Origin of the sequence: Streptomyces sp. NPDC012888 (assembly GCF_042900645.1) — a bacterium.
Taxonomy (GTDB): Bacteria; Actinomycetota; Actinomycetes; order Streptomycetales; family Streptomycetaceae; genus Streptomyces.
Genome location: NZ_JBIBBM010000014.1, coordinates 151,155 through 172,777, shown reverse-complemented (window position 1 = coordinate 172,777; position 21,623 = coordinate 151,155). Strand labels below are relative to the sequence as shown.

The 21,623-nt window shown below is 75.5% G+C and carries 17 protein-coding genes; 10 read left to right on the top strand and 7 right to left on the bottom strand.

The features are described 5' to 3' along the window. Position 1 precedes the first annotated feature (1 nt). Positions 2-1,171 carry a cytochrome P450 gene (locus tag ACFY61_RS23960; protein ID WP_389474872.1) on the bottom strand — a complete coding sequence of 390 codons (1,170 nt, stop codon included), beginning with the start codon at positions 1,169-1,171 and terminating at the stop codon, positions 2-4. Positions 1,172-1,397: 226 nt separating this feature from the next. On the opposite strand from ACFY61_RS23960, the gene ACFY61_RS23955 reads away from it, so the two are divergent. From ACFY61_RS23955 to ACFY61_RS23930, 6 genes are all read left to right on the top strand, one after another. Then, positions 1,398-3,227: a serine hydrolase gene (locus tag ACFY61_RS23955; RefSeq protein ID WP_389474871.1), complete on the top strand. Its 1,830-nt coding sequence runs from the start codon at positions 1,398-1,400 to the stop codon at positions 3,225-3,227. 111 nt (positions 3,228-3,338) lie between these two features. Then, positions 3,339-3,800, top strand: a complete 462-nt coding sequence (locus tag ACFY61_RS23950) for a hypothetical protein (protein ID WP_389474870.1) — start codon at positions 3,339-3,341, stop codon at positions 3,798-3,800. A 755-nt stretch (positions 3,801-4,555) separates the two neighbouring features. After that, positions 4,556-5,254 (top strand): HemK2/MTQ2 family protein methyltransferase, encoded by a 699-nt coding sequence (locus tag ACFY61_RS23945; RefSeq protein ID WP_389474869.1) that lies wholly within the window; start codon positions 4,556-4,558, stop codon positions 5,252-5,254. Beyond that, positions 5,238-5,615 (top strand): CDGSH iron-sulfur domain-containing protein, encoded by a 378-nt coding sequence (locus ACFY61_RS23940; protein ID WP_389474868.1) that lies wholly within the window; start codon positions 5,238-5,240, stop codon positions 5,613-5,615. Before ACFY61_RS23945 ends, ACFY61_RS23940 begins: the two co-directional genes overlap by 17 nt. Then, the gene (locus tag ACFY61_RS23935) at positions 5,612-6,724 is read left to right on the top strand and encodes an iron-containing redox enzyme family protein (RefSeq protein WP_389474867.1); all 1,113 of its coding nucleotides are present in this window, start codon (positions 5,612-5,614) and stop codon (positions 6,722-6,724) included. The genes ACFY61_RS23940 and ACFY61_RS23935 overlap by 4 nt, the downstream gene beginning before the upstream one ends. Before the next feature lie 3 nt (positions 6,725-6,727). Next, positions 6,728-7,849, top strand: coding sequence for a glutamate--cysteine ligase (locus ACFY61_RS23930; RefSeq protein ID WP_389474866.1), 1,122 nt, complete (start codon positions 6,728-6,730; stop codon positions 7,847-7,849). A 144-nt stretch (positions 7,850-7,993) separates the two neighbouring features. Here ACFY61_RS23930 and ACFY61_RS23925 read toward each other — a convergent pair whose 3' ends face one another. Then, a complete protein-coding gene (locus tag ACFY61_RS23925) occupies positions 7,994-8,698 on the bottom strand; it encodes a 2OG-Fe dioxygenase family protein (RefSeq protein WP_389474865.1) in 705 nt (234 codons plus the stop codon). A 52-nt stretch (positions 8,699-8,750) separates the two neighbouring features. Beyond that, positions 8,751-9,203, bottom strand: coding sequence for a DUF6098 family protein (locus ACFY61_RS23920; protein WP_389474951.1), 453 nt, complete (start codon positions 9,201-9,203; stop codon positions 8,751-8,753). A 253-nt stretch (positions 9,204-9,456) separates the two neighbouring features. Here ACFY61_RS23920 and ACFY61_RS23915 point away from each other — a divergent pair, with 253 nt between their 5' ends. After that, positions 9,457-10,557, top strand: coding sequence for a glutamate--cysteine ligase (locus ACFY61_RS23915; protein WP_389474864.1), 1,101 nt, complete (start codon positions 9,457-9,459; stop codon positions 10,555-10,557). A 39-nt stretch (positions 10,558-10,596) separates the two neighbouring features. On the opposite strand, the gene ACFY61_RS23910 is transcribed toward ACFY61_RS23915, so the two are convergent. After that, positions 10,597-12,132: an amino acid permease gene (locus ACFY61_RS23910; RefSeq protein ID WP_389474863.1), complete on the bottom strand. Its 1,536-nt coding sequence runs from the start codon at positions 12,130-12,132 to the stop codon at positions 10,597-10,599. A 579-nt stretch (positions 12,133-12,711) separates the two neighbouring features. Between ACFY61_RS23910 and ACFY61_RS23905 the strand changes: the two genes are divergently transcribed. Next, a complete protein-coding gene (locus ACFY61_RS23905; RefSeq protein ID WP_389474862.1) occupies positions 12,712-13,503 on the top strand; it encodes a crotonase/enoyl-CoA hydratase family protein in 792 nt (263 codons plus the stop codon). A 145-nt stretch (positions 13,504-13,648) separates the two neighbouring features. After that, the gene (locus tag ACFY61_RS23900) at positions 13,649-14,092 is read left to right on the top strand and encodes a hypothetical protein (RefSeq protein ID WP_389474861.1); all 444 of its coding nucleotides are present in this window, start codon (positions 13,649-13,651) and stop codon (positions 14,090-14,092) included. Between the two features lie 80 nt (positions 14,093-14,172). Here ACFY61_RS23900 and ACFY61_RS23895 read toward each other — a convergent pair whose 3' ends face one another. Next, positions 14,173-14,919: a ricin-type beta-trefoil lectin domain protein gene (locus ACFY61_RS23895; RefSeq protein WP_389474860.1), complete on the bottom strand. Its 747-nt coding sequence runs from the start codon at positions 14,917-14,919 to the stop codon at positions 14,173-14,175. A 245-nt stretch (positions 14,920-15,164) separates the two neighbouring features. Here ACFY61_RS23895 and ACFY61_RS23890 point away from each other — a divergent pair, with 245 nt between their 5' ends. Further along, positions 15,165-17,006 (top strand): hypothetical protein, encoded by a 1,842-nt coding sequence (locus tag ACFY61_RS23890; protein WP_389474859.1) that lies wholly within the window; start codon positions 15,165-15,167, stop codon positions 17,004-17,006. A 72-nt stretch (positions 17,007-17,078) separates the two neighbouring features. Here the strand turns inward: ACFY61_RS23890 and ACFY61_RS23885 are convergent, their stop codons facing one another. Then, positions 17,079-19,448, bottom strand: a complete 2,370-nt coding sequence (locus ACFY61_RS23885; protein ID WP_389474858.1) for a S9 family peptidase — start codon at positions 19,446-19,448, stop codon at positions 17,079-17,081. A gap of 44 nt (positions 19,449-19,492) precedes the next feature. Then, a complete protein-coding gene (locus ACFY61_RS23880; protein WP_389474857.1) occupies positions 19,493-21,274 on the bottom strand; it encodes an N-acetylglutaminylglutamine amidotransferase in 1,782 nt (593 codons plus the stop codon). Positions 21,275-21,623: the final 349 nt, after the last annotated feature.

Sequence of the window (21,623 nt, the reverse complement as noted above, 5' to 3'; positions counted from 1 at the left end):
CTCACCACGCGACCGGCAGCTCGATCATGCCCTGGATGGTGTCGCCCGGTTTGAACGGGATCTCCTCGGGCGGCGCGTCGAGACGCAGTCCGGGAAGCCGGCGCAGCAGCGTGCCGAGGGCGATCTCCAGCTCGGCGCGGGCCAGGTTCTGCCCCAGGCACTGGTGGATGCCGAAGCCGAACGCCACGTGGTGGCGGGCGGAACGGTGCCAGTCGAGGGTGTCGGGGTGCGCGTAGACGGTGTCGTCGCGGTTGATGACCGAGGTGGGGAAGACGACGCCGTCGTCCTTGCGGATGACGGTGCCGGCCACCTCGATGTCGTCCACGGCGACCCGGAGCATGCCGTCGGCGATCGACAGGAAGCGCATCAGCTCCTCGACGGCGGCGGGCAGCAGCGCCGGGTCGGCGCGCAGCTGGGCCAGCTGCTCGGGGTGCCGGAGCAGCGTGAACACACCGAGGGAGATCATGTTGGCGGTGGTCTCGTGCCCGGCGACCAGCAGGATCAGGCCGAGCTCCGCGATCTCGTCGACGTCCGGCCGGCCGTCGCCGGCCAGCTCGGCGAGCAGTCCGGGCTTCCCGCGCCCGGCCTCGATCAGCTCCCGCAGGTAGGCGACCAACCGCTCACGGGCCTCCAGCACGTCATCGGCCCGCGGCCCGCGCAGCAGCCGCCTGGACAACCCCTCGAAGTACTCGTGGTCGTCATAGGGAACGCCGAGCAGCTCGCAGATGACGCGGGACGGCACGGGCAGGGCGAAGGCGCCGACGAGTTCGGCGCGGTCGCCGCGCGCGACCATGTCGTCGATGAGCCCGTCGACGATCGCCTGGATCCGCGGTCGCATGGCGGTGGCCCGCTTGACGGTGAAGCTGGGGATGAGCATGCGGCGCTGCACGTTGTGCTCGGGGTCGTCCACGCCGAGCAGGGGCGTACGGCGGCGCGGTACGTCCCGGAACAGGGCGGTGGGAATCGGGAACGCCTCGTTCTCGACGTCGGTGGACAGGCGCGGGTCGGCGAGCAGGGCCCTGGCCTCGGCGTGCCCGGACACCATCCAGACGGACCGGCCGTCGAAGAGGGTGGTCCGGGTGAGCGGGCGTTCGTCCCGGAAGCGCTGGTAGGCGGCGGGCGGGTGGTAGGGACAGCTGCGGCTGCCGGGAAAGGCGACGGCTTCGGTCATGAGAACACCTCGTCGTGCTCGGATACCCCCATTAGATGCTGGGGGCACCTACGCGTACACCCGATTTCCGGCCGATCACCCCATCGGGCCCGGATCCGCCCATCCGCCCAGGTACCCGCCCCGGTGTATGACCGAACAGTCACAGAACCAGACCACGCGAAACCCCCGCCCGCCGGAACCGCTCTGCACCGTCGACGGCAACGGACACGGAACGAGCAGAGCGAACATGACCACGACACCGGGGCAGCCCACCGACGACACCGGCGCGATCCCCCACCCCGCCCCGGACCCGACCCCCGCACCAGACCCGGAGACCGCCCCGGACCCGACCCCGGCACCCACCCCGGTACCCGAGCGGAAGACCGACCCGGAACCCGAACCGGCACCCGAGCCGGAGAACAACCCGGAACCCGAACCGGAGACCGCCCCGGAATCCGAGCCGGAACCCACCCCCGCACCCAAGCCGGACACCAACCCGGAACCCGCCCCCACCCCCGAAACCGAGCCCGCGCCCGCCCCCACCCGCACACCCAAGTGGGCGACCACCACAACCGAATCGGCACGCACCCCTGAGCCGGCCCCCCGACCCGACGCCGAACCGGAACCCGCACCCGCACCGGCACCGGCACCCACACCCACACCCACACCCACACCCACACCCACAGCGGTACCCGGACCGTCGGCAGGGGCAACGGACCAGATCACCGCAGAACAGCCGGCACCACTGACTCCACCGGCCGCACCGGCCGCACCGGCACCACTGGACCTACTCGCCCAGCTGACCAACACCCCTCCCCCGCCGCCGACCCTTCGGCGCACGGCGGCCCGGCGCCTGAAGATCTGGACCCTTCCCCTCCTCGCGCTCCTCGGCCTGGGCGCAACCGCGCAACTGCTCCGTCCGCTGCCCCCCGTCGCCCTGTCCGGCACCGACCCCACCCACACCGTGGCCGGCACGCTCTCCTTCCCCTGGCCGGACAAGGGCCAAGGCGCCGTCCGCATCGTCGGCTCCGGCGACGCCGCAACGTTCGGCGGCCAGAAGCCGGTACCGACCGCCAGCGTCGCCAAGGTGATGACCGCCTACGTCATCCTCAAGGGCCACCCGCTCAAGAAGAACGAGCCCGGCCCCCGCATCCGCGTGGACGCGAAGGCGGTGGCCGACGGCACCTCCGAGAGCGAGTCACGCATCACGGGCCTGCGCACCGGCCAGGAGTTCACCCTCCAGGACATGCTGAAGATGCTCATGATCCCGTCGGGCAACAACGTCGCCCGGCTCCTCGCCCGTTGGGACACCGGCACCACCGACGAGGCCGCCTTCGTCGCGAAGATGAACGAGGCCGCCCGTGAACTCGGCATGGCGGACACCGTCTACACCGACCCCAGCGGGCTGGACGCCAAGACCGTGAGCACCGCGGCCGACCAGTTGAAGCTGGGGGAGGCGGTGATGCGGTCCGAGGCGTTCCGCGCCATCGTCGCCATGCCGAACGCGACCATCCCGGGGCTGCCCCAGCCGATCAACAACAACAACGACGACCTGCTGCTGGCCGGCCTCAGCATCCGGGGCATCAAGACGGGTTCGAGTTCGGCGGCCGGCGGGGCGCTGCTGTGGGCGACGTACAAGAGCGTCGGGGACGGCGAACCCACGCTGGTCGTCGGCGCGTTGATGGACCAGCACGCGCCGCCGCCGGACCCGGACGCGCTGAACAGCCTCGCCCTGGTGAAGACGAACAGCAAGAAGATCATCGAAGCGGTCCGCGAAGGGATGACATCGGCGCCCGTGGTCCGCAAGGGGCAGGTCGTCGGACACGTCACCGACGGGCTCGGCGCACGGGTCGAGGTCGTGGCCGTCCGCGACTGCGAGGTCGTCTCACTGCCCGGCCAGCGGATCGCCCTGGAGCTCCGGCCGCGGCAGGGCGGCCTGCCGCGGGAAGCCGCCGCGGGCACCGAGGTCGGCACGCTGACCGTGGGCTCCGGGCCGGACGCGAGGTCGGTCCCGGTGGCCCTCCGGGGGAACCTGGCGGAACCGTCCCTCACCACCCGCCTGCTGCGGACGCGCTGACCCGGGTCCCGTGGGACTGATCCCCTGTCACATGCGACCTTCCCGGTCGGCCGGAGGCATGGAAACCCCCTGGCGGGGGCGGGCGCGCGGTCCTGTGAGGCGGTGGATGGCATGAGAACGGAACCAGCCGGTCTGCCCTCCTCCGGGCTCCTTCCGGAGCCCGAGGAACTCCTGGAGGTCGCCTACGAGGTCGGCGGCGACTACCCGCGGTGGCGGGCCCGGCTGGCGGAGCCCGAGGGCGAGGGCAGCTGGGTCCGGCTGCTGCGGGACGGGCGGCTCGGCGTGTGGGCGATCGCCTGGGACCGGATGCCGCCGGGCACCGCGTTCCTCGACCACGAGCGGATCCGCGGCGCGGTGTTCGTCGCGCGCGGGGCGCTCGTGCACGAGCGGGCCCGCCTCGGCGATCCGCCGCACGTCGACGAGGTCGGCGCGGGGAACGGCTTCTGCTTCGGCGAGACGCTGTACCACCGGATGCACCCCGTCGGGGAGGCGGGGCCGACCGTCACCGTGCACGTGTTCGCCGCGGACTCCGCGGGCGGCTCCGTTCCGGCGCTTCGGCTGGGGCTGCCCTGACGGCCGTGCCGCCCGCCGGGGGACGGGGGCGGAGGGCTGGGGTGTCCGGGACGTGAAGCGTGATTTGCGGCGCGACCCCCGCCCCACCGCCAAGCCCCTCGCGGGCGCCGTAAATCATGCAGTCCCGGACACCCCTGCCCGCAGCCCCCGGCCTCCGGCCCCCGCGCGCCCCTCCGGCGTACCCCGGCGGGCCCGCTTGGCTGTGCCCGGGCTGCGGTGCCCCGCTCCAGCCTGGCCGCCGGGCCGGCGCCCTCCGTCCCCGGGCGGCGCCCTCGCCGGGCCCGCTCAAACGCCGCTCCGGCTTCGGGGGTACGCCCCGGCTCGGGAGCGAAGGCGGGCCACTCCCCCGAGGGCATCCGGCGGGCCCCGGCACCACCAGCCTCGCCGGCGATTGAGGCGCGGGGCGTGGAGCGGCACCCCGCGGCCGGGCGGAGCCTCCGCCGGGCCCGCTCAAACGCCGCTCGGGCTTCGGGGGTACGCCCCGGCTGGGGAGCGAAGGCGGGCCACTCCCCCGAGGGCATCCGGCGGGCCCCGGCACCACCAGCCTCGCCGGCGATTGAGGCGCGGGGTGTGGGGCAGCGCCCCACGTGCCCTGGCCAAGCCCCCGCCGAGCCCGCTCAAACGCCGCTCGGGCTGGTGGGGCGCGGAGCGGCCGCCGCTAGGACTGGCCCCCGGCACACGGAATCGCGGCCGTGACGGATGAGTCCCCCGCGCTTGGGTAGCCGCAGCGAAACGACCGAGCCAGAGGAGGCAATATGAACGCGGTCGGTTTGGCCGGCTCGCGGGCGGCGCGGGGCGGTGACGGGCGTCTGATCTGCCTGCCCGGGGTCTACCGGCCCCAGGAGGACACCCGTCTGCTGGAGGCCGCCCTCGACGACGAGCGCGTCGGCCCGGGCCGGGAGGTGCTGGAGATAGGCACCGGCTCCGGCGCGGTCGCCCTGCGGGCCGCCGAGGCCGGCGCGCGCGTGACCGCCGTCGACGCCGCCTGGCCGGCCGTCCTGGCCGCCCGGCTGAACGCCTGGCGCCGCCGCGTCCCGCTGAACGTGCTGCACGGCGACTTCGCCACCCGCAGCGCCGGCCGCCGCTACGACCTGGTGCTCGCCAACCCCCCGTACGTCCCCTCGCCCGACGCGAGGCCGCCCGCCCGCGGGCAGGCCCGGGCGTGGGACGCCGGCCACGACGGCCGCGCCGTCATCGACCGCATCTGCCAGGCGGCCCCCGCCCTGCTGCGCCCCGGCGGCGTCCTTCTGCTCGTCCATTCCGGGATGTGCGGCAGTGACCGCACCCTCGACCTCCTCGGCCGGAACGGCCTCACGGCCACGGTGACCGCCCGGCACCGCGTCGCCTGGGGCCCGGTCCTGCGTTCGCGCCGCGCCTGGCTGCAGGAGCGGGGGTTCGCCGCGCCCGGCGAGCAGTGGGAGGAACTGGTGGTGATCCGTGCCCACAACGCCTGACACCCCCGACGTCACCGACGCCACCGACGCCACCGGCACGACCGACGCCACCGACGCCACCGGCACGACCGACGCAACCGGCGCGACCGGCGGCCGCCGCCCCCGCAGGATGCGCCTGGAGGCCGGCGGGCCGATGCTCGTGGAAGGACCCGTGGAAGTCCTCCTGGAGGACGGCACCACCGCCACCTCGGACCGCTTCGTCGTCGCCCTGTGCACCTGCCGCAGGACCCGCACCCCGCCGTGGTGCGACACCAGCCACCGCCCGCGCCGCCGCGACCCCGCCGGCCGCGCCCCCGACCCGCAACACAGCACCCCGACCCCCGCCCCCGGCCCCCGCCCGAGTGAGGAGCCCACCCGATGAGCTCGCCCGCCTCCGTCACGGGCCTCCCCGCCATGGACCGCCCCGCCACGGACCGCCCCGCCACGGACCGCCCCGCCGCCGGCGCCCCCGGCCCGCTGCCGCCGGGCCCGCCGCTGCCCGCGCCCCGCGGCCCGCTGTCCGAGGCGGTGCTCGCCGCGCTCCGTGACCCCGGCCCGGAGGCCGGCCCCGACCCCGCCGGGTTCGTCCGGCTGGCCGGAGCCGCCGACCCGTGGGGCGAGGACCTGCAGCTCGCGCTGTACGTCCTGTACGAGCTGCACTACCGCGGCTTCGACGGCGTGCCCGACGAACGCGAGTGGGACCCGCTGCTGCTGGCGCTGCGCGGCCGCCTGGAGGCCCGTATGACGTCGGCCCTCCGCGAGGAGCTCGCCGGCGTGCCCACCACCGTCGACGAGGCCTTCGGCCCGCTGCTGGAGGAGCCCGTCGACCTCTCCGGAAGCCTGAGCCACTTCCTGGAGACCGAGGGCGAGCTGTGGCAGCTCCGCGAGTACGCGGCGCTGCGTTCGCTGTACCACCTGAAGGAGGCCGACCCGCACCTGTGGGTGATCCCCCGGCTCACGGGCCGGGCGAAGGCCGCGATGGTCGCCGTCGAGTACGACGAGTTCGGCGCGGGCCGGGCCGAACGCGTCCACGCCCGGCTGTTCGCCGAGCTCATGGTGGACCTCGGCCTGGACCCGTCGTACGGGCGCTACCTGGAGTGCGCCCCCGCCGAGGTCCTCGCCACCGTCAACCTGATGTCCCTGTTCGGGCTGCACCGGGCCATGCGCGGCCGGCTGGTCGGCCACTTCGCGTACGTGGAGACCACCTCGTCCCCCGGCTCGCGGCGCCTGGCCCGGGCGATGCGCCGCTGCGGGGCCGGCCCGGCGGCCGAGCACTTCTACGCGGAGCACGTCGAGGCGGACGCCGTGCACGAGCAGGTCGTACGGCACGACGTGATCGGCGGGCTGCTCGCCGACGAACCCGCCCTGGAGCCGGACGTCGCCCTCGGCTGCGCCGCGACCGCCCTGCTTGAGGACCGGCTCGCCGACCTGCTCCGCAGCCGGTGGACGGCCGGCGAATCGGCCCTGCGGACCCCGTTGCCCGGGCCGTGAACCATGGACGGGCCGCTGCCCACCGTCGGGGTGGAGGAGGAGTACTTCCTGGTGGATCCCGCCACCGGGTGGATCGTCCCCGCCGCGGCCGGGGCGGTCGCCGCGGCCGCGGCCGCGGGCCACGGCGAGACGATCGGCAGCGAGTTCACCCTGTACCAGATCGAGAGCCGTACCCGGCCCTGCACCGGCCTGGCGGAGCTCCGCTCCGACTTGGAGGCGGTACGGGGGGCCGCCACGGAGGCGGCCCACGCGGTGGGCACCCGGTTGTGCGCCTCGGGCACCCCGGTGCTCGGCCGGGTCGCGCCGGACACCCTCGCCGACCACCCGCGCTACCGGGCGGGCCGGGAGCAGTTCCGGGGGATGAGCGCCGACTTCGCCATCTCGGCGCAGCACGTGCACGTGCACTGCCCCGACCGTGAGGCCGCGCTGCTGATCGGCAACCACCTGCGGCCCTGGCTGCCCACCCTGGTGGCGCTGAGCGCGAACTCCCCGTTCCACGAGGGCGGCGACACCGGCTACGCGAGCTGGCGGTCGGTGATCCGGCTGCGTTTCCCCTGTCTGGGGCCACCCCCGTACGCCGCTTCCCTCGGCGACGCGGAGCGCATCGCGCGGACGGTGGCGGCCGCGGGGGCGATGCTCGACCCGGCGATGCCGTTCTGGGACGTGCGGCCCAATCCGCGACTGCCCACGGTGGAGGTCCGCTGCATGGACGTGGTGGCCGAACTGGACGACGCGGTGGCGCTGACCGCGCTGGTGCGGGGCCTGGTCCGGGTGGCGGCGGAGGCGGTGCGGAGCGGCGATCCGGGGCCGCGGACGGGCGCGGAGGTGGTTCGTGCCGCGTACTGGAACGCCGCCCGCGACGGCACCGCCGGGACCGCGGTCGACCTGCGCGACTTCCGGCTCCGCCCGGCACGCGACCTGGTCGGGGCCCTGCTGGAGCACGTAAGGGAGCCACTGGAGGACGCCGGTGAGCTGGCGTTCGTGACCGCCCGGCTGACCGCCCTGGCCGGAAGCCCGGCGAACGCCGGCGCCACGGGCGCGGCGGTCCAGCGGGCCGCCGCTGCGGGCCCGGAAGGCCTGCGCGGAGCGGTGGCACGGCTGGTCCGCACCACGGAAGGTGAGTAGGCCCGCCTTGAGCGACGGAAGGTGAGTAGGCCCGGCCTTGAGCTCCCCCTCGGGGGACGACCCCTCGGCGGCGGCAGCTCCGCCGGCCGGCCATGTGACGTGCCCCCTGGCGCCCCCGTGGCGCCCCCGGGGTGCCCGCAGGGCTCAGGGCGCCGCGAACGTGACGACCAGGACGTCCCGGTACGCCGGCCGCCCCGGGTCGAGGGGGGTGACCGGTGACACCCCGTGCAGGGTGCGCCGGTCGTCCCCGAGCAGCAGGGTGCCCGGCTCATCCAGCACCGTGCTGAGGACGGGCGTGCCCTCGCCGTCGTAGACGGTGCTCTCGCCGCCGGCCGCGTTGCCGCGTGCCACGAGGAGCGAGGACACCAGGGTGACGCCGTCGCGGTGCACGCCCTCGGGCGTGGGGAGGCCGGCCCGGCCGCCGTCGGCGACGACTCTGAAGGGGTGGACCTTCACGGTCCACTCCGGCGGGTCGGCGAGCAACCCGGCCGCCTCGGCGAGCAGCCCCAGCACCGCCGCGAACAGCGGGTCGGCGGCGAAGTCCGGGGTCAGCGGCTCGAAGTGGCGTTCCTGGTCGAGGTACAGCGGGTTGCTGGCCTCGGGCTGCAGGAAGCCCTCGTGGGGCCTGGCCGCCGTCTCGCCTGTGGGCCGCATCCCGAAGTGGCCGTAGCGCCGGAGGCGCACCACTCCGGCCGTCTCGACGTACGGGTCGGGCACGAGGTCGTCCCAGTGTCGGTCGAACTTCGCCCACCGGTCGGGGTCTGCGTCCAGGCGGCGGCCCGTCTCCTCGGGGCGGAGCAGGCAGTAGCCGGATCCGGTCAGGTTCCGCAGGGCAGGGGTGTCGGTCATGGCGGGGCGTGTGCCCATGTCGCGCCCGGGCATGCCGGACGAGCCCGGCCGGCTACGCGGGGTGCTCGCGGTCCTCCCGTGGGCTGCGGTCGAGCGGGCCCCACCGGCCGCGCTGCCGGCCGATCTCCCGGGTCGCCTCGTCGATCACGGCTCGGTCGATCCAACCGACGGGTTCGACTTCGCCGACGAGAGGTTCGTTGTCGGGGCCGCGCCCGTTCTCCTCGCCGGTCAGCAGCCAAGGGCGGACCCGTGGGTCCTTGACGTGCGGGAGGTGGGCGTAGTCGTAGAGCCGGCGGGCGGCCCAGAGCCGCAGCGGTCGGCCGCCCCACCAGGGCTCGACGTCCAGGGAGCTCGCGGAGAGGCCCGGCAGGCAGACGCCGGTCAGGTCGTCGCGGCTGGCAACCGCGGGGAGGTCGGCCTCGGGCCCCAGCGACCAGCGGACGTAGAGACCCTTCCGGTCGGCCATGAGGCCGGCCAGCTCGTCGAGCGACCTGATCGCGGACATGCGCGCCGTACGCGTGGGATGGTCCTTGTCGTACACCTCCGCCGCATACCCGCCCGGCGCCGCGTCACGCGGGACGGAAGGGACAACGGTGAGCAAGGCAGCGCGCAACGGCCGGGCGGGCCGGGAGGCCGGCACCACGGGGGGCTGCGACCGCCGGAGCACGGCGCCGTCGGCCCGGCCGGCGTCCCCGCGGGGTTTCCCGACGGGCCGCCCGGGCAGGTGCCGGGCACCTGAGCAGAGCCGAGGACCGTCGATGAACGTGCTTTCCATGGGGGTGGAAGAGGAACTCCTGCTGGTGGACCGCAGCAGCAGACGTCCTGTCGACCGCGCACCGGCAGTGGTGGCGACCGCGGCTGCCGCCCTCCGCGACCAGGTACGGACGAGGTTCTTCGCGGCCCAGCTGGAGCTGTGCACCAAGCCGGTCGGCGACGCCGCCGCGCTGCGGGCCGAGCTGACACGACTGCGGCGCGGGGCCGCCACGGCCGCGGCGGAGTACGGGTGCCGGTTGGTGGCGACGGGGACGCCGGTGGTACCGCCGTCCCGGCCGTTCACCGTGACGGCCTCGGACCGGTACCGCCGGATGGCCCGGAAGTTCGCGGCGATCGTCGGCCGGTACGACGGGCTGGTGTGCGGGTGTCACGTCCACGTCGGCACCGCGGACCGGGCCGCGGCCCTGTCCCTGTCGAACCACATGCGGCCGTGGCTGCCGGGACTGCAGTCGCTCACCGGCAACTCGCCGTTCTACCTCGGCCGGGACACCGGTTTCGAGAGCTGGCGGTTCAAGGAGTTCGCCCGCTGGCCGACGGTGGGGCCGGCCCCGGTGCTGCACGAGGCCCAGTACGAGGCGTACGTGGGGGCGCTGGTGGAGGACCGGATCCTGCTGGACCGGCGGATGGTGTACTGGTACGCGCGGCCGTCCGAGCGGGTCCCGACCCTGTCGGTACGGGTGCCCGACGTGAACGCCGACCTGGACACGGTGGTGCTGGTGGCGGCGCTGGTGCGGGGTCTGGCGGCGAGCCTGACGGCCGACGTCGAAGCCGGCCGGCCGCCGCCCCGGGTTCCGGAGCACCTGCTGCGCGCCGCCCACGAGCTGGCGGCGGCCGAGGGGCTCGCCGGGCAGGGGCTCGATCCCCTCACCGGGGAGCGGCTGCCGGCGCGGGCGCTGGTGGAGCGGTTGGTGGCGCGGGCCGCGCCGGGGCTGGAGGCGGCCGGGGAGCTGGGGCTGGTCGAGGAGTCGCTGCGGCGGCTGTGGGGCGAGGGCAGCGGGGCGTCGCGGCAGCGGGCGGTGCTGCGCCGGCACGGGCGGCTCACGGCCGTGGTGGACGCCCTGGCCGCGGCCACGTCGGCGGCCTGACCCGGCCGGACGGGCCACCCGGCCGCGGGGCCGACCGGCCTACGGCGCGGGGCGGTCGCCGGAACCGGAACCGGAGCCGGAGCCGGAGCCGGAGCCGGAGCCGGAGCCGGGGCCGGGGCCCGGGCCCGTGCCCGCCGCCCCCGTACCCGCCGCCCCCGGGCCGCGCCCCGGGGCCAGCTTGGAGTGCCGGTAGGAGTAGCCGAAGTAGATGACCAGGCCGATCAGGAACCAGAGCGCGAAGCGGAGCCACGTCTCGGCGCTCAGGTAGGTGATGAGCCAGATCGACGCGATCACGCCGATGGCGGGGGTGAACGGCATCAGCGGGGTGCGGAAGGTGCGGGGCAGTTCGGGGCGGCGGTAGCGGAGCACGATGACGGCGGTGCACACGACGGCGAAGGCGAGCAGGATGCCGATGTTGGTCAGCTCCGCCGCCTCGCCGATGGGTACGAAACCGGCGATGGCGGCCGAGGCCACGCCGACGATCCAGGTGACGCGGGTGGGCACGTGCCGGGTGGGGTGGGTCTTGGCGAACCAGTGCGGCAGCAGGCCGTCACGGCTCATGGAGAACCACACGCGGGTCACGCCCAGCATGAAGGTGAACATGACGGTGAGGATGCCGATGATCGCGCCGACCGCGATGATGTCGGCGACCACGGGGAGCCCCACCGACTTGAAGGCGGTGGAGAAGCCGCTCTCCGGGTCGATCTCCGTGTACTCCTGCATGCCCGTCAGGACCAGGCAGGCGAGCACGTACAGCACCATGGAGATGCCGAGCGAGTACAGGATCGCCTTGGGCATGTGCCGCTGGGCGTCCTTGGACTCCTCCGCCGCCGTGCTCATCGCGTCGTAGCCGAACACCGCGAAGAACACGGTGGCCGCGCCGGTGATGGCGCCGCTGACGCCGAACGGGAAGAAGGGCGTGTAGTTGTCGGCGCTGACGTGGAAGAAGCCGACGACGATGACGAGCAGCACCACCGCGACCTTGAGGACGACGACGACCGTCTCGAAACGGGCGGCGCTCTTGATGCCCCGGTTGAGCAGGTAGGCGGTGAACAGGCAGAGGATGGCGGCGATGAGGTCGAACCGGTGTCCCTCGCCGGTGCCGGGGGCTCCGAGCATCCAGGTGGGGAGGGCCGTGCCGGTCTCCTCCAGGAGGAAGTTGAAGTACCCGGAGATGCCGATGGCGACCACCGCGACGATGGCGGTGTACTCCAGCAGCAGGTCCCATCCGATGAACCAGCCGGCGAGTTCACCGAGGACGGCGTAGCCGTAGGTGTAGGCGGAGCCGGCCTTCGGGATGAGTCCGGCGAACTCGGCGTACGAGAACGCGGCGGCGGCGCTGGCCACGCCGGCGATGAGGAAGGAGATCAGCACCGCCGGGCCGGCGACGCCGTTGGCGACGGTGCCGGCGAGGGTGAAGATGCCGGCGCCGATGATGCCGCCGACACCGATGGCGGTGAGCTGCCAGAGGCCGAGGGTGCGGGTGAGCTGCTCGGCGGCCGTGCCTTCGGGTTCCTCGATGTGTTCGATCGGCTTGCGGCGCAGCACGCCCTGCCCCGGCGGCGGCTTCTCCATGTCCTGTTCCCTTTCGGCCGGGGGTGACGGGCCCTCATCATCGCGGCGGGACCGGAGCTGCGGAACTAGGCGCTCCGGGGAGTGCCGCAGAAGGGGTGCGTGCCGGTGGCCCGGCGCCACGGGCCCGACCGGCATCGCGCCGGGGTACGGCCCCGGGCCCGGGCGGAGCCGCCGCCGGCGATCGAGGCGAGGGCAACGCCCCACGTGCCCGGACCGAGCCCCCGCCGAGCCCGCTCAAACGCCGCTCGGGCTGGAGCTGCGCCCGCCGGAACTCGCCTGCGAGCCTCCGCTCACCTCGCCCCGCAGGCCGGCACCGAGCGCAGAATCCAGCCCCGCCGGCGATTGAGGCGCGGGGTGTGGGGCAGCGCCCCACGAGCCCAGGCGGAGCCCCAGCCGGACCCGCTCACCGCCGCTCGGGCTCGGGGTGCGCCCGCGCAGAACTCGCCCTGCGGGCCGACACCGAGCGCAGAATCCAGCCCCGCCGGCGATTGAGGCGCGGGGTGTGGGGCAGCGCCCCACGGGCCCGGGCGGAGCCCCCGCGGGCTACCCCACGGGCGGCCGCCGCGTGAGAATGCCACCATGACCGACGCCCCCGCCCCGCCCGCCTCCGTCCGCGTGGAACGTTCCGGGCCGGTCACGACCGTGGTGCTGTCCCGGCCCGAGGCCCGCAACGCCGTGGACGGCCCGACGGCCCGTCGGCTCGCCGACGCCTTCCGCGCCTTCGAGGCCGACGAGGACGCTTCCGTCGCCGTGCTGTGGGGCGAGGGCGGGACCTTCTGCGCGGGCGCCGACCTGAAGGCCGTCGGGACCGCCCGCGGCAACCGCGTGGAGCCGGACGGCGACGGCCCGATGGGACCGACCCGGCTGCGCCTGACCAAGCCGGTCATCGCGGCCGTCTCCGGGCACGCCGTCGCCGGGGGGCTGGAGCTGGCGCTCTGGTGTGACCTGCGCGTCGCCGAGGAGGACGCCGTCTTCGGGGTGTTCTGCCGCCGCTGGGGAGTGCCGCTGATCGACGGCGGTACGGTCCGGCTGCCCCGGCTGATCGGTGAGAGCCGCGCCATGGACCTGATCCTGACCGGGCGCCCGGTCCCGGCGGCCGAGGCCCACGCGATCGGGCTCGCCAACCGCCTCGTCCCACCCGGCCGGGCCCGCGAGGCGGCGGAGGAGCTGGCCCGGCAGATCGCCGCGTTCCCCCAGCTGTGCCTGCGCCATGACCGGCTCTCGGCGCGCGAGCAGCACGGACTGCCGGAGCCGGAGGCGCTGGCCGCCGAGTTGCGGCACGGGCTGGTTCCCCTGGCGGCGGGTGAGACCCTCGCGGGCGCCGCGCGCTTCGCCTCGGGGGCGGGCCGGCACGGCTCCTTCACCGGCTGACCGGCCCGGCCGCCGGGACCCGGGCGGCACCCTCACCCCCGGCCACTTCTCGACGGATGTCGCTTTTCGCCCGTATGGCCCAGAATCACTAGTGTCAGGACGCAGTCTGCGCTCTCACTCCGGTGGGGGCCGGGAGGTGGGCTCGATGTCTGTTCCCATACGCCTGCGGAGGGTGACCGTGGCGGTCGCCGCCGCCGGTGTGCTGACCGCCGGGACCGCGCTGGGGGCCGCCGCGCCCGCCGTGGCGCAGCCAATCCGGGGAGCGCCGGCTTCCGCCACCGCCGTGGAGGACCCGGGCAGGTACAAGTGCGAGTGGGAGAGGGGCCATTGGCAGAAGCAGTGGGTCAAGGGCCACTGGGAGAAGAAGTGGGTCGGGACCCACCACGGAAAGTGGGTCGCCCACGACCGCGACGGCCGCTACGGCTACGACGGCCGCTACGGCCACGACCGCCACGACGACCGGGACCGGGACCACGACCACTCCTGGGGCGACCGCCGGGGCCACTGGAAGTGGGTCCACGTCCCGGGGCACTGGGAGAAGCACTGGGTGAAGGGCCACTGGGACTGCGGCTGGAAGAGCCGCTGGTGACGTCCCGTCACGCACGCGGGTGAGGGGCCAGGGACCGACCGTTCCCGGGCCCCTCGGTCATCGGTGCCGCGCCGCGCCGCTCAGGTGCCGAGCGGGGCGCCGCGCCACTGCTGGTTGGTGTGGTGCGGGGTGCAGTCCCAGATGCCCAGCCGGGCGCCGTTCCCCGTCTGCCAGCCCAGTGCGTCGAGGCACTTCCCGGAGTGGACGCTGCGCAGCAGGCCGCCGGGCAGCAGCTCCCACTTCTGGTTCAGGCCCTGGTGGCAGGAGTTGAGGCCCAGGAGGGAGCCGTTCTCGGTCTTGGCGTACTGGACGTCCATGCACCGGCCCAGCGCGCGCAGGGTGCCGTCGCCCTCGAGCCGCCACGCCTGCGCGTCGCTGCCGTTGCAGTCGTAGAGCTGGATCGGGGCGCCGTCCTTGGTGCTCGCGCCCTTGACGTCCACGCACTTGCCGGAGTGGACGCCGACGATCTGGCCGGAGCCCGGGGGCGGCGGCGGGGTGCAGTAGATCTCCAGGACGACCTGGTAGTAGCCGGTGCCGATCGGGCTGGCGACCGGGCCGGCGCTGCGGGCGCACCGGTTGGCCGTGTAGCCCTCGTTGACGGCCTGGGCGTAGGCGGTGTTCCAGGCGGCATCCGTGGCGATGTTCAGGGGTCCGTACCCGGTGCCGACGAAGTACTTCGGCGCGGTGGGCGCGAGGGCCGCTGCGGGTGCCGCCGGGGCGGCTGCCGGGACGACGGCCTGGGCGGCGGCCGCGGCCGGGGCGGCGGAGAGGGTCGCGGCGGCGAAGAGGGACGCGGCTGCCACGGACAGCCATCGGGCCAGTTTCACGCCAGTTCCTTTCAGCAGGGGGGTTGTCGTACCGGTACCGCACCGATGCACGGAGGTGTCGATGTGCCGATGTGCCGATGTGCCGGTGTGCCGGTGTCGTTCCTGTGTGCCGCCGGGCCCGCGGTGCCACCGACACTAGCCGCGCGACGGGCCGCCGGAGTCTCACCGAGGTATCAACTCCGGCCAGACAACGGCTGGTTGCCGTCTGACCTGGGTGGATTCGGTGTGGGTATGGTCCGTGGACCGTGGAGAGAACCGAGGAGCTCGCGGCGTTGCGGTCGGCCCTGGCGCGCGGCGGGCCCGTGAACCTGACCGGCGGGCTCGGCAGCGGGAAGTCCGTGCTGGCCCGGACCCTGCCGGTGGCGGTGGCGGTCGACGCGGCCGGGCTGAGCCCGGCCGGGACCGCCGAGCGGCTGCACGCCGCCCTGGCCGCCGCGCCGGACGGCGGCACGCTGCTGGTCGACGGGCTGGACGGGCCCGGGCAGGCCGCGGCCGTCGCCACCGCCCTCGCGGCCGCCGGACGGCCGGCCCGGCCGGTGTTGCTGCTCAGCCGCCGCCCGCTGCGGGCCGAGCCCGGCTGGGCGGAGCTCGGGCCGGCCACCGTACGGCTCGGCGCGCTCCCCGACGACACCGTGCGGAGCTGGCTGCGGGCCCAGGGTCTGGCCGATCCGGCGGCGCTTGAACTGGCGGTGCGCCTGGCCGGCGGGCTGCCGCTGGCCGCCGAGCACGCCTGCCGGGCGCTGCTGGCCGGCACCCCCGCCGACGCCCCCGGGGCGGTGGCCGACGCGGTGGCCGAGGAGATCCGGCACCGGCTGCTGCGCGAACACCCCGGCGGGGGCGCCCGCCGCTGGCACGCGCTGCGCCTGCTGGCGACCGTACGCGCCGGGGACGAGCAGCTGCTGGCGGGCGGGCCGGACCTGTTCGCCGCCCTGGCCCGGCTGAGCCTGGTCCGCCGCGAGCGGCTCGGCCTCGCGGTCCGCGAGCCGTACCGGGCCCTGCTCGAACTGGCCTACCAGTGGCGCAAGCCGCCGGCGCACGAGCGGGTCCGGGCCCGGGCGGCCGCCTACCGGCGCGCCCAGCTGGCCGGGCGTTCGGCGCCCGAGCAGCAGGCGGGGCTGGTGGAGCAGGGGCTGTTCCTGTCCGGGGACCCGGTGCTGCGGGCCTCACTGTTCCCGCCCGCTGAGGAATCCGCGCTGGTCGGCCCCGCCCGGGCCGCGGAGGCCGACCACATCGGGCGGCTGATGCACGGCTGGGCGGTGCGCAGCGGTTTCGACGTGCGCCGTTCGGAACGCGTCACCGAGCGCTGGCTGGCCTCGGGGGCGTCCTCGTTCCACCTGGCCCGCGACCCCGACGGCCGGCCGGTCGCGCTGGCCGCGCTGGTGCCCGTCGGCCCGGGCACCTCCGCCGGGATCGAGCCGCTGCTCCAGCAGCACGCCGCGGAGCTACTCGCCCCGCCGGGCGGCCGGAGCGGGCTGTTCTTGGGCGCCGCGTACGGCACCGACCCGGTCGCGCACGCGCAGATCCTGCGGCACATCCTGGGCCAGGCCGTACGGGCCGGGCACCTGGTGGTGTCCACGGCCAGCCCGGACTACCAGGCGCTGCTGGGCGCCCTGGGCTTCCGTACGCACGGCGGGATCCGGGACGACGTCTACCGCTGCGGCCGCCCGCCGGAGGTGTTCAGCAACGACCTGACCCCGGCCGGGCTCGCCCGGTGGATGCGGGCGCTGGCTCCGGGGGCGGGCCCGGGCGCGCCGGGTCCGGCGGAGGACGCCCCGGCGCTGGTGGCGGCGGCCCTGGCGCGGCTGCGCGACCCGCGGGCCCTGGAGCGGAGCCCGCTGACGGGCCGGCCGGGCCTGGGGACGGCGGAGGCGCTGCGCGACTGGCTGCACGGCGCGGTGCTCGAGCTGGCCCTGGCGGACCGGGCGGCCGACGCGGAGGCGGGCGCGATCCTGCGGGCGTACTACCTGGACCGGCCCCGCACCCACCAGCAGGTGGCCCGGCGCCTGCACCTGAGCCGGGCCACGTACTTCCGCCGCCTCCGCCACGGCCTGACCACCCTGGCCACCCGCCTCCCGCCCGAGCCCTGACGCCCGACCGGGAGACCCCGGCCCCGTGGCCGGGGCCGGCGGAACCGGGGCCGGGGACGGGGCGCGCGGGTGTCACCGGCCCGGGATGTCCGGCAGGAGGTGGCGCTGGAGCCAGTCCGCCGCGGCGCGGCGGTAGAGGCGGCGGTTGTCGGCGCGGAGGAAGTCGTGGCCTTCGTCGCGGAGGGTGAGCAGTTCGGCGGGCACGCCCTGGGCGCGGGCGGCGCGTACGAACTGTTCCGACTCGGTCGGCGGGACGTTGGTGTCGTGTTCGCCGTGGACGGCGAGGACGGGCGCCCGCAGCCGGTCGACGCGGCTCATCGGGGACAGGGCCCGCAGCAGCTCCCGGTCGTGCTCGGGGTGGCCGTACTTGGCCGCGGCGGACTGGGCGATCCACGGCTCGGTGCCGGCGAAGAAGGTGGCGAAGTCGGACATGCCGCAGACGGCGACGCCGGTGCGGAACAGCTCGGGGTGCCAGACCAGCGAGGCCATCGTGAGGTAGCCGCCGTACGAGCGGCCCATCACGGCGAGCCGGAGGGGGTCGGCGTACCCGCGGGCGACCATGAGGGCGGCGCAGTCCGCGACGTCGTCGATGGCGGCGAAGCGGCCGGTGCCGAGGTCGGCGTCGACGAAGGAGCGGCCCCAGCCGGAGGAACCGCGGACGTCGGGGGCGTACACGTCCATGCCGCGGCCGAGGATCTCGTGGTAGAGCGGGCTGAACACGGGCCGTTCCTGCTCCTCGGGGCCGCCGTGGAGGTGGATCACGCAGGGGCCCGGCCGGCCCGGGTCGCGTCCGGGGGCCCGGTAGTACCAGCCGCCGAGCATCAGCCCGTCGCGGGCGCGGCAGCGCAGCGGTACCGGGCGTACGGGGGGACGTCCGGGCGGGGCGGCGTCCTCGTCGCGGGCGGTCCAGGCGGTGCGCACGGGCGCGAAGTCGCCGGTCACCTCCCAGATGCCGGGCCGGCGGCGGGAGCCGGAGAGCGCGGCGAACAGTCCGCCGCGGGCGACCGCCGCCATGCGGGTGACGACCTCGTGGGGCAGGGCGGACCGGTGGTGGGGGCCGACGCCGTCGTCGGTGTGGCCGGTGGGCAGGCCGAGGCCCTCCAGTTCGCTGGCCCCGTGGACGTTCCAGGACAGCAGCGCCCAGCGGCCGTGGTCGGGCAGGGTGAGCAGGTCGAGCGGGGTTTCCTCGCGTTCCGCGGCGACGGAGAGCTGCTCCAGGGCGCCGTCGGCGTCCAGCCGGGCCCGGAAGAGCGCGGCGAACTCGCGGCCGGCGTCGCTGCGCAGCCACAGGCTCCGCGAGTCCGGTGAGAGCCGGCCGATCCAGGGGTCGCCGTCGGCGACGTGCAGCCGGAAGGTGACGCGGCCGGTGGTGCGGTCCAGGAGCAGGGCCTCGCGGCGTCCGCGCGGTCCGCGGCGCAGGAGGGCGAAGCGGCCGTCGGCGCCGATGTCGCACACGCGCAGCGAGGCGGCGCCCGGTTCGGCGAACAGGAGGTCGGGGGCCCGGGTGCCGTCGGGGTCGACGAGGTAGGCGGCGAGTCCGCCGCCGGCGTGGGCCGTCCCGGGCGCGGCCGCCCCGGCCGCGGCCGCCCTGGCCGCGGCTGCCCCGGCTGCTGCCGTTCCCGCGCCGTCCGCCGTGCCTGCCGCGCCGACCGTGCCTGCCGCACCGGCGGGTGCCCCGGCTCCCGACGGCAGCACGGCGGACGGCGCCGTGGTGTGCGCCGGGACCGGGGTGAGCCGCGGAGGGCCGGTTCCCGGCACGGGTGCGGGGTGGCCGTCGACGGTCCGGACGGGCGGGCCGAGGAGGGTGGCGGGGCCGTCGCGTCCGGCCCACCCGGCGGGCAGGGAACCGCCGGCGGGGACCGGGTCGGCGTCCTCCGGCAGGTGGCCGGCTCCGCTGTGGGCGCCGGCGGCGGCCGGCATGGCGACGGTGACGGCCAGTGCCGATCCGTCGCGGGTCCAGCAGCCGAGGTGGGCGGAGGCGCCCGGCTCGGCGCCGGCGAGGACCTGCCGTCCGGTGCCGTCGGGGCGGACGGCCAGGACGTGGGTGTGTTCGCCGCCGCCCGGCGCCGAGGTGTACGCGATCCAGCGGCCGTCGGGCGACCACGACACCTCGGTGACGGGGTCCGGGTCGGCGTCGAGGATGTGTGCCTCGCCGCCGTGGGCGGGCCCGCTCCAGAGCTGGGGCACGCCAGCCCGGTCGCAGATGTACGCGACGTGGGCGCCGGTGGGGTCGGCGGACGGGTACCAGCAGCCGTGGACGGTCAGCGCCGTGGGCGGGTCCACCGCGCCGGTGTCCGCCAGGGGGACGGGGACGGGGGCCGGTGACGGGCCCGGCCGGAGGGCCCGCGGCGGCGCCGGCGCCGGTTCCGGCGTCGGTTCCGGCGCCGCCGCGGCCTCGGCCGTCCGGGGAGGGCGTGGGGTTTCCGTGCGGTCCAGGGGCATGCCTGCCTCTTCGAGGGCTACGGGGGGACTCTCACCGTTCAGTGTCAGCCGATGCCCTGGGTCTGCAACCAGATCTCCAGGGAGGCCACCTGCCACAGGGTGCTGGCGCCGCGTCTCGTGCGGTGGCCGGCGGGGTCGGCGAGCAGCTCGGCCACGCGGGCCTGGTCGAACAGGCCGCGGCGCCGGGCCTCGGGCGCGGTCAGCGCCTCGCGGACCCGGTTCAGCACCGGCTCGGCCATGTGGCGGACCGCCGGTACGGGGAAGTAGCCCTTGGGCCGGTCGACGACCTCGGTGGGCAGGATCCGCCGGCCGATGTCCTTGAGGACGCCCTTGCCGCCCTGGGCCAGCTTGAGCTGCGGCGGGCAGGCCGCGGCGAGCTCCACGAGGTCCTGGTCGAGGAACGGCACGCGGGCCTCCAGGCCCCACGCCATGGTCATGTTGTCGACCCGTTTGACGGGGTCGTCCGCCATGAGGAGGTGGACGTCCAGGCGCAGGGTCGCGTCGAGGGCGCTCTGCGCGCCGGGCTCCGCCATGTGGGCGCGTATGAGCTGCCGTGAGACGTCGTGGCGGGGGGCGAGGCCCGGGTGGAGCAGGGCCGCGACCTCCTCGTGGGTGCGGTCGGTGTACGTGTCCGCGTACGCGTCGGGGGCGTCGGCGCGGTCGGCCGCGGCGATCGGCGGGTACCAGTGGTAGCCCGCGAAGACCTCGTCGGCCCCCTGCCCGCAGAGGACCACCTTGGCGTCCTTGGTGACCTGCTCGGCGAGCAGGTGGAAGGCGACGGCGTCGTGACTGACCATGGGTTCGTTCATGGCGCCGATGGCCGACTCCAGCGCGGCGGGCAGCCGGTCGGAGGGGATCATGAACTGGTGGTGGTCGGTGGAGAACCTGCGTGCCACCAGGTCGGAGTAGTGGAACTCGTCGCCGTCCTCGCCGCTCTCCGCTTCGAAGCCCATGGCGAAGGTCATGAGGTCGGTCTGGCCCTCCTCGGCGAGCAGCGCCACGATCAGGCTGGAGTCCAGACCGCCGGAGAGCAGGACGCCCACCGGGACGTCCGCGACCATGCGGCGCCGTACGGCGGTGCGCAGGGCCTGCTGGAGGGCGTCCCGCCACAGCTCCGGGTCGTCGCCGAGCTCCGGGCGGCGGGTGTAGGAGGGCTGCCAGTACCGGGTGTCGTGCTCGGTGCCGTCGCGCTCGATGACGCGGACGGTGCCCTGGGGGAGTTTGCGTACGCCGGCCAGGACGGTCCGGGGTGCCACCACGGTGCCGTGCCAGCTCAGGTACTGGTGGACGGCCACCGGGTCGAGGGAGGTGTCCACCCCGCCGGCCGCGAGCAGGGCGGGCAGCGAGGAGGCGAAGCGGAGCCGCTCACCGTCCCGGGTCAGGTAGAGCGGCTTGATGCCGAGGCGGTCGCGGCCGAGGACCACGCGTCCGGTGTGGTGCTCGGCCACCGCGAAGGCGAACATGCCGACCAGCAGCTCGACGCAGCCGGGTCCCCACTGGGCGTACGCCTTGAGGAGGACCTCGGTGTCGGACTCGGAGAAGAAGCGGTGCCCGAGGCCTTCGAGCCGGTGCCGTAGCTCGCGGTAGTTGTAGACGCAGCCGTTGAACACGGCCGTGATCCCGAGCTGCGGGTCGGTCATGGGCTGGGCGCCGCACTCCGACAGGTCGATGATCTTCAGTCGGCGGTGGCCCAGGGCAACCGCGCCCTGGCACCAGACGCCTCTTCCGTCGGGCCCCCGTTCCTCCATCGAATCGGTCATCCGTTCGACCGCGGCCAGGTCGGGCCGTCCGCCGTCGAAGCGCACCTCTCCGCTCAGGCCGCACATATCGCACCCCCAGGACAGCTCGCGCTTCGCGATCGCCGCGTCACCGCGGCCACCCCTCCACCGGGGGCTGGGGCCATCACCATGGATGCTCACTCCCATGCCTGCCGGACCGTGCGCCACGCGACGCCGTCCGGACAGGCCGTCGACTGCCTGCGCGTCTGCCCGCGGCGGCGGATCTTAAGCCGGTGAACCGGAACACGATGATCCGGATGCGGGCCCGCCGTGGCGGACGGGGGTGCGCGGAGCCGCCGGGCGGGCGGGCCACCGGGAGCGTCCGAACGACGGCGCGGGCCGGCGTCCGGCGTCCGTCGTTCGGCGCGGTGGGGGGCGGAGGGAGGGCGGGGAGGCG